The organism is Sediminispirochaeta smaragdinae DSM 11293 (assembly GCF_000143985.1).
In the GTDB taxonomy this organism is placed as follows: Bacteria; Spirochaetota; Spirochaetia; order DSM-16054; family Sediminispirochaetaceae; genus Sediminispirochaeta; species Sediminispirochaeta smaragdinae.
The window spans coordinates 4,207,589-4,224,678 of record NC_014364.1 but is presented as its reverse complement, the minus strand read 5'-3'; the positions used below and the strand labels follow the sequence as shown (position 1 = coordinate 4,224,678).

The 17,090-nt window shown below is 50.4% G+C and carries 13 protein-coding genes; 10 read left to right on the top strand and 3 right to left on the bottom strand.

The window, feature by feature from the left end; translation table 11 throughout:
• Positions 1 to 5: 5 nt before the first annotated feature.
• The gene (locus SPIRS_RS19740) at positions 6 to 1,172 is read right to left on the bottom strand and encodes a DUF819 family protein (protein WP_013256461.1); all 1,167 of its coding nucleotides are present in this window, start codon (positions 1,170 to 1,172) and stop codon (positions 6 to 8) included.
• A 71-nt stretch (positions 1,173 to 1,243) separates the two neighbouring features.
• On the opposite strand from SPIRS_RS19740, the gene SPIRS_RS19735 reads away from it, so the two are divergent.
• From SPIRS_RS19735 to SPIRS_RS19715, 5 genes are read left to right on the top strand one after another with little or no spacing between them, the layout of a single operon-like run.
• A complete protein-coding gene (locus tag SPIRS_RS19735) occupies positions 1,244 to 1,975 on the top strand; it encodes a hypothetical protein (RefSeq protein WP_245537632.1) in 732 nt (243 codons plus the stop codon).
• Positions 1,976 to 3,583 (top strand): ATP-binding protein, encoded by a 1,608-nt coding sequence (locus SPIRS_RS19730; protein ID WP_013256459.1) that lies wholly within the window; start codon positions 1,976 to 1,978, stop codon positions 3,581 to 3,583.
• A 35-nt stretch (positions 3,584 to 3,618) separates the two neighbouring features.
• On the top strand, positions 3,619 to 4,059 hold the full coding sequence (locus SPIRS_RS19725; RefSeq protein ID WP_013256458.1) for a PTS sugar transporter subunit IIA: 441 nt from the start codon (positions 3,619 to 3,621) through the stop codon (positions 4,057 to 4,059).
• 12 nt (positions 4,060 to 4,071) lie between these two features.
• Positions 4,072 to 5,811, top strand: a complete 1,740-nt coding sequence (locus SPIRS_RS19720) for a cation:proton antiporter (protein WP_013256457.1) — start codon at positions 4,072 to 4,074, stop codon at positions 5,809 to 5,811.
• A gap of 45 nt (positions 5,812 to 5,856) precedes the next feature.
• Positions 5,857 to 7,044, top strand: coding sequence for an aminotransferase-like domain-containing protein (locus SPIRS_RS19715; RefSeq protein ID WP_013256456.1), 1,188 nt, complete (start codon positions 5,857 to 5,859; stop codon positions 7,042 to 7,044).
• Between the two features lie 85 nt (positions 7,045 to 7,129).
• On the opposite strand, the gene SPIRS_RS19710 is transcribed toward SPIRS_RS19715, so the two are convergent.
• Complete coding sequence (locus SPIRS_RS19710) at positions 7,130 to 9,265, bottom strand: glutamine synthetase III family protein (RefSeq protein ID WP_013256455.1); 2,136 nt, start codon at positions 9,263 to 9,265, stop codon at positions 7,130 to 7,132.
• Between the two features lie 192 nt (positions 9,266 to 9,457).
• Positions 9,458 to 10,372: a DUF2156 domain-containing protein gene (locus tag SPIRS_RS19705; protein ID WP_041866146.1), complete on the bottom strand. Its 915-nt coding sequence runs from the start codon at positions 10,370 to 10,372 to the stop codon at positions 9,458 to 9,460.
• Between the two features lie 83 nt (positions 10,373 to 10,455).
• On the opposite strand from SPIRS_RS19705, the gene pepT reads away from it, so the two are divergent.
• The 5 genes from pepT (at position 10,456) to SPIRS_RS19680 (ending at position 17,090) form a co-directional block, all read left to right on the top strand.
• Positions 10,456 to 11,727 carry a peptidase T gene (gene pepT / locus SPIRS_RS19700; RefSeq protein ID WP_013256453.1) on the top strand — a complete coding sequence of 424 codons (1,272 nt, stop codon included), beginning with the start codon at positions 10,456 to 10,458 and terminating at the stop codon, positions 11,725 to 11,727.
• 56 nt (positions 11,728 to 11,783) lie between these two features.
• Complete coding sequence (locus SPIRS_RS19695) at positions 11,784 to 12,902, top strand: FecR family protein (protein ID WP_013256452.1); 1,119 nt, start codon at positions 11,784 to 11,786, stop codon at positions 12,900 to 12,902.
• Between the two features lie 62 nt (positions 12,903 to 12,964).
• Positions 12,965 to 14,302: a hypothetical protein gene (locus SPIRS_RS19690; RefSeq protein WP_013256451.1), complete on the top strand. Its 1,338-nt coding sequence runs from the start codon at positions 12,965 to 12,967 to the stop codon at positions 14,300 to 14,302.
• A gap of 89 nt (positions 14,303 to 14,391) precedes the next feature.
• The gene (locus SPIRS_RS19685) at positions 14,392 to 15,693 is read left to right on the top strand and encodes a hypothetical protein (protein WP_013256450.1); all 1,302 of its coding nucleotides are present in this window, start codon (positions 14,392 to 14,394) and stop codon (positions 15,691 to 15,693) included.
• Between the two features lie 14 nt (positions 15,694 to 15,707).
• Positions 15,708 to 17,090 carry a DUF6175 family protein gene (locus SPIRS_RS19680; RefSeq protein ID WP_013256449.1) on the top strand — a complete coding sequence of 461 codons (1,383 nt, stop codon included), beginning with the start codon at positions 15,708 to 15,710 and terminating at the stop codon, positions 17,088 to 17,090.

Sequence of the window (17,090 nt, the reverse complement as noted above, 5' to 3'; positions counted from 1 at the left end):
TAACGCTAAAGGATCGACAAAAGCCCTGCCATGGCTAAGCCGAGGTAGTTGCCGATAACCCAGCCTATGACGCCGATGATGATTCCAGGCACGACGATCTCTCGGTTTCGGAGACTTGCCGCAACCAGGGGGACAAAGGGCGGAGAAAGGATGAAAGCGGTAGCGGTAATCAGGTGGGTGTCGGCATCAACCTTCAAAAGAAAAGAGAAAAGAAAGTGGAGCAGGGTGATACTAGACAAGAGAATGGAGACGTAGATCATTGCCGAGGGAGCTGTTCTTGCCAGGGAGTCGATGTTTGCCATCGAACTGACGGTAAGACTGAAGATGAGGATAAGATAGAAACCGCTTTGAAAACTCTTTTTCAAGGTCCTTACTGCAGGAATGAAACTTGCCCCGACCCCTAGACTGGTTATCACTATGATTACCGTAGGCAGAGCTATTGCAGAGGGCAGTATCAGCATTGCCGAAGCTCCGATGGCGAAGATGATCCCGGAAAGAAGGAGTCCCTTTGCGATGTCACCCAGATCACCACGTTTCAGTGGATTGAAATTTGCATCATAACTGTCGGCGGCTTCATCTCCTTTGTTCTTTGAAGTGGTCCGGAAGGAAGGTAGGAGCCCTCGCGCTATCGGTGGAAAGATGGTGATGATGCCGAGCAGCAGAAAACTGGATATCACCACATCGCTCCCATGAATGGCGACATAAAGCCTGCTGTCTACGCTGAGTGCGGAACCGATTGATGCGAGATTTGGCGTTCCTCCCGTGTAGACCCCTACCAACATACCCGCGACTTTCCAGGCCTCCTTTCCAAGGAGGCTGCCGAAAAGCAGAAAGGTTGCAAAAGTGCCGAGCACTACAGCGAGAAGTGCTCCTGCCAGGGATCTGATGCCTGGGCCGGCAATGCTTTTCCAGGTACCGAGATCGAGGGAGAAAAAAATCAGGGGAAGGCTTAAGGGAACAGTAATGGTGGTTAGGAGGTCCTGGATACGTGAGAAACCGGCGGGAAGTAGCCCGCAGTTGCCGAGAAACAGACCTACGGCATAGGTAACTACTACAGGGCCGGCTTTTTTGAGAAATGGTGCTTTTGAGGTGATGAGAAGGATAAAAGCGGGAATGAGCAGAAACAGCAGCCCCCAAAGGGCGGAAGCGAGGGGTCCCTCCATGCCTTTCATTATGCAGATCATGTGGAAAAATGCAATGTGACATTGACGACTGCAATGGGGTGGGGTACATTGCATACATCATGAGAAAGATGATATGTTTGGGACTCGTTCTGTTGTGTTCGATGCTTGTGCTGCTCTCTGGGTGCAGCAGCAGGGATTCTGTTTTACTGCGAGATGACGGGAGTGGTAGGATCGAGGCTCAGGTCGTTCTTCACCCTTTTTTCATTGCTTACCTTAATGATATTATTGCTGGTTTTTCTAATGCCGATCCCGATTCTATGGAGCTTTTTGATCTTCCTACCTTAAGAGAGAGCATGGCGGCGATTTCCGGTCTGGAGTTGGAACGGGCCGTTACACCGAAACGGGGAAGCTTGCTTCTTGATTTTGCTTTTGACGATGTTTCTGCGCTTTTCGCGCAGGATGAGGCTTCTCCTCTGGCCTTCACCCGACGTTCCGATGGAACGACCGAAATGCAGTTTTCTTTGAATATCGATACCTGGCCGGCGGTACGCTCCTTTATCCCCATGAGCCAGGAGGATGGGGTGGAAACCTTCGGACCGCAGGACCCTCCTGTTACTCCGCAAGAGTATACGGATCTTCTGGTCTTTCTTCTGGAAGAGTATGCCGATGAGGATTCCGTCATTGCTATGATCAAATCACAACGTGTTGATCTTGCCGTTCGTGTCGACGGAACTATTTCCGAGAGCCGCGGTTTTGATTCCGTTTCGGGCCGTGAGGCAAAAGTCTCGCTGCCGCTTTTGGATCTCGTGACTCTTCATAACCCTGTAGAACTGAAACTTGTTTGGAAATAAATGAAATTACAGGATGCTCGGACCCTGGCCCTGCTTATGATTATTCTGCTTGGGGTTACCTTGGCTGCAATGTACCCTGCCGTCAAGGTCTGGGAGGAGCATACCAGCTCTGATCGGGTCGATCCTGTCAATTTGTTTCGCCACTGGTCCGATCTTCAGCTTCTTACCTTTGCTTTTCTTGTCGCCGAGGTTCCTGCGGAACATTATGATGCTTTGAAGACCAGTTCCTTGCGCCTTACCATAGAATTGAATCGCGTAACCCACAATGAGGAGATTATCTCGATTCTCGGGCTCTCTACCCGGGGAGAGACCCTGCTCGAGCTGCCTGCCCTCCTTTGGCAGGAGATTGAGGAGAAACTTTTCCCCGAATATGAGGCGCTGGCTGGCCTGGACGGGCCTGTGGGTGGACCCGCCCTGGAATACCTTCGGCGGAAAACTATTCGTCTCTACGATCCCTTCGGAGAAAGCCTTGTGGAACTCGCAGAAGAGGTCTCTCGGCTGTACGATTCCGAGTTTCATGCCTTGAAACGTATTTTTCTCATGATGCTTTTGCTTGTGGGTGTCATTCTGGTCGGTGTGCTTGTCTCCCTGCGCTCCCTGTTTGGGTTTCAGCGGCTGCAGTTGGGTGTCCTCGTCCATCATCCCGATCCTCTTTTTGTCCTCGGTAAAGACGGTAAGATCCTCTATGCGAATCCTGCGGCCAATCTCATTGTCAAAGAAGACAGTTATCGAAAGACTGTTGAAGAGGTGGTTGATTTTGTCCCCGAAGCCACACCCTTGGCAAATCAACAGATGCTGAAGGTTGGTAACGGAACCCGACCGATTGTTCATCACGTGGATCGTATCTATTCTCAACGGGGCACCTTCCTGGGGGAGGTTCATTTCCTGCGGGATATGACACAGTGGAACCAACTTGCGGCAGAGGTTCGCAGAAAGAGGGAACTTGATCTTCTCTCCACCATGGCCGCTTCCTTTGCCCATGAGTTCAACAATACCCTTGCCGCCCTGGCCGGGAAGATTGAGCTCGGTTTGATAGAAGAGGATGGGGCACTGAAGGTAAAGTGGCTCGGTGAGGCCAAGCGTTTGATCGGTCGGGCCTCTATTATGACACGGGAATTAATTGCTTTTGGTTCAGGGGAAAGTGATGAGCTCAAAGCGGTTACACTTGTTGAGGAGTTGGAGACTGCTGTACGGATTGTCTTTGAGGAGTGCCCCTTGGAATGCATCCTTGATATTTCCTCCATCGATGCCTCTTTCCATGCCGCGGATAAGGTCGGATTACAGGTAGTGTTGACTCAGGTCTTGCGTAACGCTGCCGAGGCGCATGCAGCTTCCTCCTGTAATCTTCCGATTGAAGTCTCCGTGGTTCCCTCGGATGGAAAAAACGATGAGATCACCATTCTTGTTTATGATCGGGGACGAGGGCTGCCCCATACCGATACCGAGCGTCTTTTCGAGCCCTTTTACACCGAGAAGTGGAATCACAAAGGGCTGGGTCTCCCCTTTTCTCGCTATCTGGTCGAGAGGATGGGGGGAAGTATCAGTCTCCATTCCCGATCGGGTGGTGGAACAACGGTGATGATTCGGCTGCCGGTGCGCTATGCTTGACAGCTGCGCTTTTCAAGCGATAAGGTGCTTACGTTATGAACGTAAAAAAGCAGCTCAGCGAAAACCTTGTTTCACTTGATCTTCCCGGAAAGACGAAGCGGGATGTTATCGAGGCCCTTGTGGATCTTGCCATGAAAAGCGGAAAGATCAGAGATCGTCAGGCAGCCTTGGATGCCGTGCTTGAACGGGAGGCCAAGATGTCCACCGGCATTCAATCCGGGGTTGCAATTCCCCACGGAAAATGTGCTGCCGTGGAGGAACTTGTCGCCTGTGTCGGTATTAAGCGGGAAGGGGTCGATTTCGAGGCCCTGGATGGTGAGCCCAGCCGCATTTTTATTATGACGATAAGTCCTGTCAATAAAACCGGCCCTCATGTACAGTTTCTTGCCGAGGTTAGTAAGATCCTTCAAAATGAAGAAAGCCGCAAGGCGATGCTTGCTGCCACGACACCGGCGCAGCTCCTCTCCCTCCTTTAGGAGGGGCCGCCGATGTTTTCAAATGATAGTAAACGTCCATTTGCCCTTGTCATAGTGCTGTTTTTTTCTCTGACGGCCCCTGTGCTGCTTCTCGCCTCCGAATCGGTTGCCGAATCCGGCCCCTACATGACCCATCTCATGACGTTGCTGATTCTGCAGCTTTCCTTTATCGTGATTGCCTCCCGCTTTCTCGGCTGGATATTCAGCCGCTACCTTCGGCAGCCCAAAGTCCTGGGAGAGCTTGTCGCGGGAATGGTTGTGGGCCCCTATGCCTTAGGCCAGCTTCGGGTTCCAGTCCTTGATAGTCCTCTGTTCCCACTCCCTGCGGGAACCTTGCCTGTTAGTCCGGAGCTTTACGGTTTTGCAGTTGTCGCTTCAATCGTCTTGCTTTTCTTTGCAGGGCTGGAAACCGATTTACCCACCTTCCTTCGTTTTTCGATGAAAGGCAGTCTTGTCGGCTTCGGTGGTGTTGTCGTTTCCTTTTTCCTTGGTGACATGGTTGCGGTGTTGTTCCTTCCTGCCGTTCACCGATTTATGCATCCGACAGCACTTTTCCTGGGCACCCTCTCTACCGCTACCAGTGTGGGGATAACTGCAAGGATATTGAGTGAAAAGAAAAAGATGTCGAGTCCCGAGGGGGTTACCATCCTTGCTGCTGCCGTACTCGATGATGTTTTGGGGATTATCCTCCTTGCCGTTGTTGTTGGTGTTGCCAAGGTTGCCAGCGCAGGAGGGCATGTCCACTGGGGGCATATTGGGATTATTGCCGCAAAGGCCTTTGGTTTTTGGTTGATCAGTACCGTGCTTGGTATCATCTTTGCGCCGAAACTGAGTCGGAGGTTGAAACGTCTGGAATCAATGGAAATGGTTGCCTCCATCAGTTTCGGTATTGCTTTGTTTTTATCAGGCTTGTCGGAAATGGCCGGTTTGGCTATGATAATTGGAGCGTATGTCGTGGGCTTGAGCCTAAGCCAGACCGACATCGCCTTTGAGATCCAGGAAAAGCTTCACGGCATTTACGACTTCATGGTTCCGATTTTTTTCGCCATCATGGGTATGATGGTGGATTTTTCCGCTTTACCTGCGGTGCTCGGTTTCGGGGCTCTCTATGTTCTGGTTGCCTTTGCCGGGAAGTTGATTGGTTGCGGGCTCCCCGCCCTTGCTGTCGGTTTTAATGTGCGCGGGGCCTTTCGCATCGGTGCCGGAATGCTGCCTCGGGGAGAGGTAACCTTGATTGTCGCCGGTATCGGCCTTGCTTCGGGAGCAATCGGTCCTGAAATTTTCGGGGTTGCCATCATGACGCTTCTTGCTGCCGGAATTGCGGCGCCCCCTCTTCTGATAAAAAGTTTTCATGGCGGTAGTGGTTACACAAAATGTCTTGATACGGGATCCGGTTCGATGAAGACCATTGAATTGGAATTCCCATCCAAGAGAATGGCCGAATTTGTGATCAGCGAGGTATTGAACGGTTTCCGAGGTGAGGAGTTTTTTGTCCAGCCGGTCGATCATAATCGGCAGCTGTATAACCTTAGGAAGGATGATATCCAGATCACCCTGAAGCTGGGTGGTACTGTGGTTCAGCTCTCTACCGTTGAGGAGCATGAACCTTTTGTACGGCTCCTTATGCTTGAGGTGCTATTGGATCTCAAGGAGTTTGTGCAGTCGATTGAAAGTATGAAAAGTCCGGATATGATGGGTACCGATCTTCTGTTGGGAATCTTCGGAGAGCCGACTTCCGGGAAGAGCATATAACAATAATGCGTCTTGATTAAGCGCGAGAAGCAGGAGGAGCAAGTAGTGGGACAATTTAGGTATGCGGAACGGACGGAATGCATGGAGTCGAGCATTCTGCGTGAGATCCTCAAGGTCACTGCACAACCGGGGATGATTTCTTTGGCGGGCGGACTTCCCTCACCCGATGCCTTTCCCGTTGAGCTGGTAAAAGAGCTGTGTGATAAGGCTCTGACGACCTGGAAGGACTCAATACTTCAGTACGGCACAAGTGAAGGGTTTGCTCCCCTGTTGGAGGCGCTTTCCGATTATTTAAAAAACGATCGGCATATTAAAAGTGCCGAAACCGATCGTATCTTGGTCACCAACGGAAGTCAGCAAATTCTTGACGTCGTGGCAAAGCTTTTCATCATGCCGGGAGATAAGATCGCCGTTGAATCCCCTACCTACCTGGGGGCGCTTCAAGCCTTTAATCCCTATCAGCCCGTCTATGTCGATATCGCTACCGATGAAGAGGGGGTCATTCCGGAATCTCTGGAAGAGGTGGCAGTGAAAGAGAAGCCGAAGTTCTTCTACCTTGTTCCTACGTTCCAGAATCCCACGGGGAAATCCATCGGTTTGGAGCGACGAAAGGCCATTGCCGATATTGCGATCAAGCACAATCTGCTGATTGTTGAAGATGATCCCTATGGTGCAATTCGTTATCGGGGTGAGCCGTTACCACCGATCGCTTCGCTTGCTTCCGATAATATTCTCTACTCCGGTACCTTTTCGAAAACATTTGCTCCCGGCCTCAGACTGGGATTTGTGACAGCCCCGAAGGATTTGATCTCCTGGATGGTAAAGGCCAAGCAGAGTATCGATTTACATACCAGCACCTTCGTACAGGCCCTTGCCGCGCTCTACCTCGGAGAGGGGCATATGAAACGGCAGATTCCGAAAATCTGTGAACTGTATCGTCCGAAACAGGAGGCGATGCTTGTAGCGCTGAAAAAACACTTCCCTTCTTCTTTCTTTTTTACAGAGCCTGAAGGTGGAATGTTTGTCTGGGCGGAAGGTCCCGAAGGTTTCGACAGCCTTGCCGTTTATGAAAAAGCCATCGAGCGGAAGGTTGCCTATGTGCCTGGTCGTTTCTTTTATACACGAAAGGAAGACGGGGCCGGTACCATGCGCCTGAATTTTACCAACAGTACGGTGGAGCAGATTAATTCCGCCATTGCTACTCTCGGCGAACTCTTTGCCGAACACCTGTAACAATGAAAAGGGCTGTCCTGCATAGCCAATGCAGGACAGCCCGACCCCCTTTATTCTTCTCCTTTAACAAAAATACAGTCAAGGATTAGAGCATAAACAAAAGTTCCTCATAGTTGGGGAACGGCCATGCATCCCTGGGAAGTGCCTCTTCAAGGGCATCTCCAGCCGCTCTCAGGGTACTCATGGCGACAAAGACATCAAACCTATAGCTTCTCGCCTGCTTTGAGGGATCGGCTATGCTCTGAGCACTTTTTACTTTTACTTCAAGTACATCGGCAGCTGCGGCAAGTTCTTCGGCTTTTTCCACAAGGTAGGCAAGTATCTCGCGCTGGCGCTTCATGGAAAGCTGGGAATCGATACTACCCACCTGGCCGATCAGTTTCGCAGTTTCCGCGATGAAACGGTTGACCGCCGGATAGATAGACTGCCGTGCCATGCGAAGCATGATTTCAGCTTCAATGTTAATCTTTTTACTGTAGCTTTCAAGATAAATTTCATGTCGGCTGAGAATTTCTTCCTTACTGAGAATACCGTGTCGGCTTAAAACGCCGATATTACTGTCGTCGGTAAGCCTCTCGATGGCTTCAACGGTTGTTGCAATGTTGGGAAGGCCCCGTTTCTCGGCTTCTGCAACCCAATCGTCGGAGTAACCATTCCCGTTAAATACAACCCGCTTGTGGTTGTTGTAGCTCTCTTTGACCAGTTCGGCGATAGTCTTGGTTTTGTCCGCATCCTTTGTGGTTTCGAGCCGTTCGGCAAAACCCGCGAGAACATCGGCAACAGCTGCATTCAGGAATGTGTTGATTTCTGCAATCGAGGCGCTGGAAGCTGCCATACGGAACTCAAATTTATTTCCGGTAAAAGCGAAGGGGCTTGTTCTGTTCCTGTCGGTCATGTGCCTGGGAAACTTCGGCAGGCTTGTCTGGCCGATGATCATCATCTCACCTTCGCGTGCTTTTACCGTTCCACCGCCTGAAACAGCCTCCAGGATATCGCTGAGCTGATCGCCGAGGAAGATCGAAATAATCGCGGGCGGTGCCTCGTTTGCGCCGAGGCGATGATCGTTTCCTGTATTTGCCGCAGAGACCCTCAGCAGGGGAGCGTAACGGTCCACAGCTTCAATAACCGCAGCGAGAAAGAGCAAAAACTGAGCGTTTTCATGGGGACTGTCACCGGGCTCGAGGAGATTGATACCATCGTCGGTGGCAATCGACCAGTTGTTATGCTTTCCAGAACCGTTGACACCCGCAAAGGGCTTCTCGTGAAGCAGTACGACCAGGCCGTGGCGAAGGGCAACCTTGCGCAGGGTGTCCATCACAAGCTGGTTGTTGTCGGTAGCAACATTTGCACTTGCAAAAATAGTTGCAAGCTCGAACTGGTTCGGAGCAACCTCGTTGTGCTGGGTTTTTGCTGAAATACCGAGCTTCCACAGTTCATAGTTCAATTCCCGCATGAAATCGGAGACTCGTTCTTTAATCGAACCGAAGTAATGATCGTCAAGCTCCTGTCCCTTGGCGGGCATGGCACCGAAAAGGGTTCGTCCCGCAAGGATGAGGTCGGGGCGCTTATCGTACAAACTCTTGTCGACCAGGAAGTATTCCTGTTCCGGACCAACAGTAGTGAATACATGCTTGCTGGAGTCGTTTCCGAGGATTTTCAGAATGCGCAGGGACTGCTTTTCAATCGCTTCCATGGAACGAAGCAGAGGGACCTTTTTGTCCAGGGCTTCTCCCCGAAAACTGATAAAGGCGGTGGGGATGTAAAGGGTGACCCCGGTTCTGTCCTCTTTTAGGAAGGCCGGACTCGTTGTGTCCCAGGCTGTATACCCTCGTGCTTCAAAGGTCGCCCGAAGGCCGCCGCTGGGGAAACTGGATGCATCCGGCTCTCCCATGATCAGCTCTTTTCCCGAGAACTCCATGATGACCTTACCGTCGGAGGTAGGACTTATGAAGGAATCGTGCTTTTCGGCAGTCAGCCCCGTCATCGGCTGAAACCAGTGGGTATAGTGCGTTGCACCCTTTTCGATTGCCCAGTCCCGCATTGCGCTGGCAACGACCTCGGCGATCTCAAGGGTCAAGGTCTGTTCTCCCTTCATAACCGCCTGTAATTCCTTAAACACCGACTTGGGAAGTCGCTGCCGCATGACACTTTCGCTAAATTGGTTAGACCCGTACAGTTCAGTAAGGGGGGTCTTGGTGAAATCAATGTTTCCGTTTGCCATTATTTCCTCCGAAGTTATTTCTATCGCTTGTGTATATTGTATTGCAAAAAGCGTGCCATTCTATATGCTGATTTTCGTAATTTATTTACGGGGAAAAAGATAAAATGATTAAGCTATAGAATGGCATCTAAGGGCAGGGGATTTTGCCTACGAAAATGTAATACCGACATAATTGTATTACATTTTCGTAGGCTATTCTGAGGTTTGGTCCGAAGGACAGCAGCCGGCGGATTCTTCCGGTTGTACCTTAAACTTTTTTACGAAGGCGTCCGGTCGATAGCTCATCTTTGCCTGGCGGAGTCCGGGATCTCCGAGATCCTGTTCTCGATTGATATAGCAGTAATGACGGGGAAGCATGGAGGCGAAAGAACGGTTGATAAATTGATAGATTCCCTTGAAATCGTCGTTGGCCTTTTCAAAGTGGACTGCGAAGGCCCTTCCTTTTGCCAGGGGCTCACCCAAGGAGTAGGCAGCTGGACTTCCGTCAACATAGGTAAGGCAGCCGATAAGACCCAGCTCTTCCATCATCTCAAGAGCCTCCTTTGCCGCTTCAAAATCACCGGGGTCCTCTCGCTCTTTCCTCCATGCATCAAGGATGGTCATGGCATCGTTGCGATTCTCTTTGTCGATCCACTTTTCTTCATAGGTATAACTATTAATAAAGGCGTTCACGAGATTTCGCTTTTTGTGGTATTTCCTTCCTGCAAGGGTTGCGAGGTTTTTTCTCAGATAAAGATAATCAAAGTTTTCTCTATCCTCACAGACACACAGGCCCTTCTGTTCCAGATTGATCCGTTCTTTTTCCGCATACTGCTCCGGCAAATTCTTTAAATACTGATGTTCGGAAAAAAGAGCGCGGAGGATCTGTTTATCTTCCGGAATACCACAGGGAAGCATAAAAAACTTTCCTGTCTCACTTGTTCCGCTTATGACAAGATGATTATCCGGCAGCCTGCTCAGCCCATAGCCGTACCGCTTACGAAAGAGGAAGAGCCCTGCAAAGGTGAATTCCGATATCCCGTCCTTGAGGAGAGAAAGCCCGGGATGTAGCTCGCCTCTCATTGATAGATCGATTGGTGCAAAGACCGGGTATTGTGGTATGCTCATATCGATAAAGATACTAAAGAGATCATTCCTGATCAATAAAAACAGAATTGCCTATCGTGAATCGTAACGATATAGTGAATGGTATGAGTATAAAACTACAAAGCGAGTTGAAGGAAGCACTCCTTGAACGCTTCCTTCGTTATGTAAAGATTACCACCATGAGTGATCCCCATGTCGAAACCTTGCCTTCGACCCCGGGACAGTGGGATCTCCTCCATTTGTTGAAACGAGAGCTCGGTGAACTGGGAATAGCCGATGTCGAACTTGATCAGTGGGGACATCTCGTTGCTCGTGTTCCCGGTAATCTCCGAGATGGTGAGGTTCCCACCATCGGCTTGATGGCTCATGTCGATACCTCTCCGGATATGAGTGGCGTCGACGTGAAGCCGCAGGTTCATCGTGATTACGACGGGAACGTCATATCCCTTAAGGAAGGGTACATCCTCGATCCCGTTTCTTATCCCGAGCTTCTGCAGTGCAAAGGGGGGACCGTCATTACTTCCGACGGCACAACCCTTCTTGGTGCCGATGACAAGGCTGGGGTTTCAGAAATTATGACGGCCCTCTCCTGGCTCCTTGCTCATGATGAAATTACCCGTGGAGATCTTGAGATTGTTTTTACTCCCGATGAGGAAACCGGCAGAGGCCTTGATAGGTTTGATCCCTCCAGCCTTAAAGCCTCCTGCTGCTATACCGTGGACGGAGGGGAGCGGGGTATCATCGAGGGGGAGTGTTTTAATGCGGCTGTCGCAAGGGTTTCTTGTGTCGGCAAGGTGATCCACCTTGGTACCGCCCGCGGCAAACTGGTCAATGCCGTTGCCATGGCGTCGGCTTTTGTCTCGATGCTTCCCCGGAACGAGAGTCCTGAGGCCACCGATGATCGCTACGGTTATTATGCGGCCCTTGAAATTTCCGGGGATCTCGACAAGGCCTATGTCGATGTTTATTTGCGGGATTTTGAGACAAGCGGTATGGAGCGGAGGGTCGAAGCCCTGAACTATTTTGCCAAAGCTGTTGAGGCGGCCTTCCCCGGAGGAACGGTTGATGTCGACGTTCGAAAGCAGTATGCAAATATGCGGGATCATATTGCGGCAGATCCGCATATCATGGAACTCCTGGAAACGGCCGTTGCGAAAAGCGGTGTCGAGCCTGTCCGGCAGATCATTAGAGGCGGTACCGACGGTTCCAGATTAAGCGAGATGGGTATCCCTACGCCCAATATCTTTACCGGCGGCCATAATTATCACAGCCGCTTCGAGTGGGCGTCCCTTGAAATCATGGCTGAGGCTTGTGAAACACTTATTCACCTGGTCTCACTTTGGGCCGAACAGAAAGCAAAAAAGAGCGCTGTTTGAATCTTGGGATTCTTTGTGCTACGTTTATCTTCGAAGGGTTATAGGGGGTACCGTGGATGAAACGGCTTGTCTGCTTGTTGTTCGTGGCATTGGCGATGACGGGAATAGTGTTCGCCGGGCGGCTGAGCGGTGAAATTGTCTATCTGGACGGAACGGTCGATGTCTACCGCGACGGTAAAAAACTTGAGTGGCAGAATGTGGATATCGGTTTTTACCTTGAGCCCTATGATACCCTTGAAACCGGGAAAGACGGCAGTGCCGAAATCGATGTCGTCACTGCTTCTGGGACATCTGCTGTCGTCCAGGTTAGTCCCGATACGGCCTTTTATCTTACCGATGATGCGGTGGGTGGAAAACAGCAGAGCAGTTTCACCATGATGAAGGGCAGCCTCTCCTTTCGTGTTCGTAAACTTACCAGCAACGAGAGCTTTCATGTTCGTACGGAAAGCGCCGTCATGGGAATTCGTGGAACCAGCTTTGACGTGGCGTCCAGTCCCGAGGGGGGGATCCTTGTACTCTGTGACGAAGGGGCCGTGGAATGTGCCGATCCTCAGGGGCGCAGCATCTATGCAGAACCCGGACAGGTAGTGGAAAATGTTCCCGAAACGGAGATTTCCGCTTTTGCGGTTGCCCCGGAGGATTTGGATACCTATAAAAATTATTGGATATCCAAACGGATGGATGTTTTTAAAAACGGGGCGGATACCTTTATTCGCGGCTATGCCCGTCAATACCAAAACTACTATCCGAAATTTGAACAAGCCTACCGTCTTCTGGCTGCAAACAGGGCACTTCTTGAACGATACGGCAAAGCTGGAACCAATGCCACCGGTACCCTTTTCCAGGTGAAGTCAAAGATAAGTCCGTCCGTCATCAAGATGAGGAGTATCCTGCCTCTTTTCGAACAGGTCTTTTACCGGCTTGATGTACTTGCAGACTATCATGAACAGGGGATTGGCAGGACCCGCATCGATAATACCCTTTCGTCCACCCAGTTTTTCACCCGTTTTGGAAAAAGTTATGCCGAAACGAAACTCCAACTCTCCGATGTTCGCTATCTGTTTAAGCTCTATAAGGAAATCGATGACGCTACCGGTGGAGGGACGTCGGGGCTTCTTGATAATCCGTTTTCACTAGAAGGTACCGGTCATTTTGGGGGTAAAATCAGTTTTTGATGTATTAGATATTTTTGCCTGTTTACCTTATTTTGTGCTATAGTACGAATAGGAAGGATTATGTGAATAGGCTTCGTTCCATTATAGTGCTCTCGTATATTGCTTTTTTATGTGCCGGTTGCGGTGATGCGGATCTTTTTTCTCCCTTCGGTAATGAAAAGGCGGAAAGTAAGTATATTGATCTCTCGGTCGAGGCCGGTGCCGTTCTCATGCCCGGCGCTGTGATTGAGATCAGAAAAAAGAGTGAGTGGCAGACACTGCCTATTCCTGATCGAATGCTCGTCACCATTCTTGATCGTGATAATCGAAGTGTCGGGAGTGTTGAGTTTACTCAGGAGCTTTTGGATGATGAGCTGCCGCCGGTTACGCTGGAAGAATCTCACAGGGGGTATCACCTCCTGCGATATGAGCTCTTTGATGCCGAGAATCAAATCATAGAATCAGGTGAAATTCCTTTTTTTACCGAATCCTATCTTCCTGAAATACCTTTCATCAATATTGTTCCCGCTGCCTCCCTCGAGCCCGGAACATACGGCCTTCTTTTTACCAATGTGGGAGAGAATCCCGATTTCTTTCTGCGGTGGAGTCTTGAGGGCGAGCCCTTTGCCTTCGGCCTTGCCGGTGATTTTAAGGATGGGGCTCTTTTGACTGCACCGGGACGTGATGGTGTGTATACGGTTTTGCTGGAACTTTTTCCGGAACCTCCTCCCGAAAATTGTGCCGGGGATTATCCTTTTTCATCTCCCTTTTACCGCACGATGGAGTTTTATGTCGATTCTACCGTTTCCACGCCTGGGAGCGATCAGTTTCCCAACAGGAGCTATGAAATTCTGTTTCATTTTTACGGAAGCTTGGATCCCGCCTCGAATACCCTTTCTGGGGAGATTCGAAGACGGGGAACTCCCCGGCCTTTTGTCAGGAACGGAACCTTCGGGTACCGTTTTGCAGTTGGGGATCGACTTGAGATCAATTTGAAAGCTGCGGAAGGTCGATCCTCGCTTGTCATCGATCATATGTTCGAACCGCTGGAAAAAGATGCCGATACTTCTGTCTGGGAGCTTTCGAAAGATGGGGAGATCGTGTTGAGGGCCGGACGTGATCCCTCTTCCATTCCCTATATACTGCTGCCTGCCCGTAAGAAGGGGGCCCAATCGCCTGAACGGCTCTCTGCGGGGATTGCAGCCATCCCTTCGTCTATTGTCGGTTGGAGCGTTTCCCTTGATGGAAGGCGTTTGATGGTTTCCTGTTCGATTGACCATCACGTTGTGAAAACGTGGGATCGTTCGAGTGACGGCTTTGACCTCGCGGCTCCTTTGGACCTCTCCATTGAGGGGCAGACTCCTATCTTTTTGGATGAATTTGGAGTACACGTTCCGGTTCGTGACGGAGGAGTGCAATAGCTAACTTTCATGCAATAATCTTTTCCCCACGTTGAAATTTTAAGATTCTGCCTATATTATCTAGGTGGAAAACTTTGAGGAGGAGCTCCATGAAATCTCGACGTTTGTCGGCTTTACTGCTTGCTGTCTGTATGATGGCAATGTCCCTTTCTGCACAAGAAATTTCCGAAAAAAAAGATATTGCTGTCTTCAGTCTCAGTTATGCAGATTGGAGCATACCTTCCGGGGCTCTTGGTCTGGTCGACCAGGCCATACAGAATGTTTTTGTTGGGTTGGGACGATTCAACATCTATGGGATGACCTATCGATTAGAGGCCGGTGATATTCAATCTTTTATCGACCAGGTGAAAAAATACAAAGAGGAAAATGTCGAAATTCCCGAGGAGGTCAGGCTTGGGGAAGCAACCTTTACCGAGGCTGATTTCAATAAACTTGTCGGTTCCTTCATCGTCGTTATTCCGGTAATGAGCTACTATGATGTTCGCTATGACGAAGACTCCTACGAGGCTGATATTCAAACCTCCTTTACTTTTGTCAATGTAGAGGAGGGGAAGGCCTTCGCGAGTTTTCAGATCGATACCTCGGGATCGGGAGACAGCCAGAAGGAAGCGATAAAAGGTGCTGCCGATGCCATTCCTATGCAGCTACAGTATGAGCTTCGCAGCGTCCCTGAATTTCAGCTGAAGACCGGTATTATTGATATTATTGGAAAAGAATATATTATCGAATTCGGCAGAAACATGGGCGTCCAGGTCGGTGATGAGTTTGCCATTGTCGAGACAAGGGTTCTTCCTTCCGGTCGCCAAATGTCGAAGGAGACCGGGTTGATTGTTGTAAAATCCGTCGACGAAGAGATCTCCTCGACCCGGGTGCGCTACAGTAATGGGCGGCCGAATGTGGGGGAGCAGCTGAAGGAGATTCCGCGACTTGGTGTTGAGCTATCCGGATATCTCGATATCCTTCAGTCTTCCGATTCGGACGAGGAAATTCTTGCTATCGCTGGCTTGCGATCGGTTGGAAGTCGTGGTTTCTATTCTCTGAGGCCCGTGGTAGGGGTGGAGGTTCCTCTTGGAGACTCGTTTGCTATCTGGTTTCCGGTTAACGCCTATGTCGGTGCCGAAGCTAACTGGATGTTCGGGCGGCTGAGCATCAACCCCAGTGCCGTCGTCGGCGCGGGCTTCCTTGTTCCTATCAATGGCGACGAGGATTATGAGTACTTCAGCAGCATCGGTTTTACCGGGCTTGTTGAGGCACAATATCTTTTCAAACAGAACATGAAATTTTTTCTTCGTACGGGATATACTTTTTACCAGGCCTTGGTCCTTGAAGACATTAATCCCAACGATTACAACGGGCTTGTCTTGGGCGGCGGCCTGACCTTCAAGTTGTAGCAGGAGCAAGATAGATGAAAAAGAAAAACAGTATTGTGAAAATCGGAGCCGCACTCTCCGTTATTTTCGTACTTCTTCTAGCTGGCTGTGCCAGCACCGGTGGAGGATCTACAGGGCCCGGCAAACAGGCTGCTGCTTCTGCCGCACCGGTTTCATCGCCGGTCTATTACGGCAGCGGTAGTGGAGCCACTCAGACCGAGGCGATGAATCAGGCTAAGATTGCAGCGGTGCGTAAGGCTTCGGCTGATCTGCTCGGCGTTGCCGCCGCGGCAGCAAAACGAGATGAAATCGAGACGGCTCTTTTTGGCAAGGGCGGCGTCAATGCATATGTGTACAATGATTCCATGGAGATTATCGACCGTGGGGGATCGGACGGCGATTTTTCCTTGACCCTCGGTATTAAAATCAACCTTGAATCTGTTGCTGCGGTCCTCCGTGGCGCCGGCATCTACGGCGGTCAGGTTTTACCCCAGGGTGGCGAGGTCGCTCTTGTCGATCAGCCAAGGCCTGCCATTTCCGCTCCGCAGCCTGCAACCGCCGAAGCTACCCCTTCCGCCGGACAGGAAGAAGTTCCTGAAGAGGCGCCTGCTTCGACTTCCGGCGAGATCGACCCGCAGGAAGCCGCATTAATTCAGGATATCGTAGGTAATCTCAGCTATATGGTCTACTACGATGAAGAAAACGTCACCGATCAGTTTCTTGCCACCACCGCGGTCGGTATGGCCAACAAGTATCTTGCACAGAACGGTATGAACTATGTCGACTTGGAGCAGATCGAACGGCTCAAGAAGGACCAGGAGATGGCCTATGAGGAAGAGACCGGACAGTCCATCTCGATGATCCAGTGGATCGCAAATAAACTCAATGCAGATATTTATATTGAGATCGCCGTCGATGCCAATTCGGAAACCAAGAGTGGCCGTTATTACGGCAGTGCAAGTGTAAACCTGAAGAATTTCGATGCCTCTACCGGGAGTGGCAGGGGAACCGCTTATTATCAAACCGTACCTCCTGCCATGAGCACCGTAAGCGAGAAGGATGCCCTCAACAACGCCGTTGCTTCGGCCACCTATAACGCAGTACAGAAGGCGATCGAACAGGCGCAGTTGTATACCCGGCAGGAGCTGAGCCAGGGAATTAAGTATACATTGGTGATTCAGAATACGCCCGACTCCAGAATGATGAGGAATTTTGAGAAGAAGATAGAGCGCAAGGTCAAGAATATCCGAAAATTGAGCTATGCTCCTGAAGAGAGCCGGTATGAGGTCCGTCTTATCGGCCGTATTACCGATCTCGAAGATTTGATCTACGATGCAACCGAAGGGGTTTCCGGAATGGAAGGGACATTCCTTGTGTTTCAGCGGGGTAATTCCATCACTTTCGATACAGGACTATAA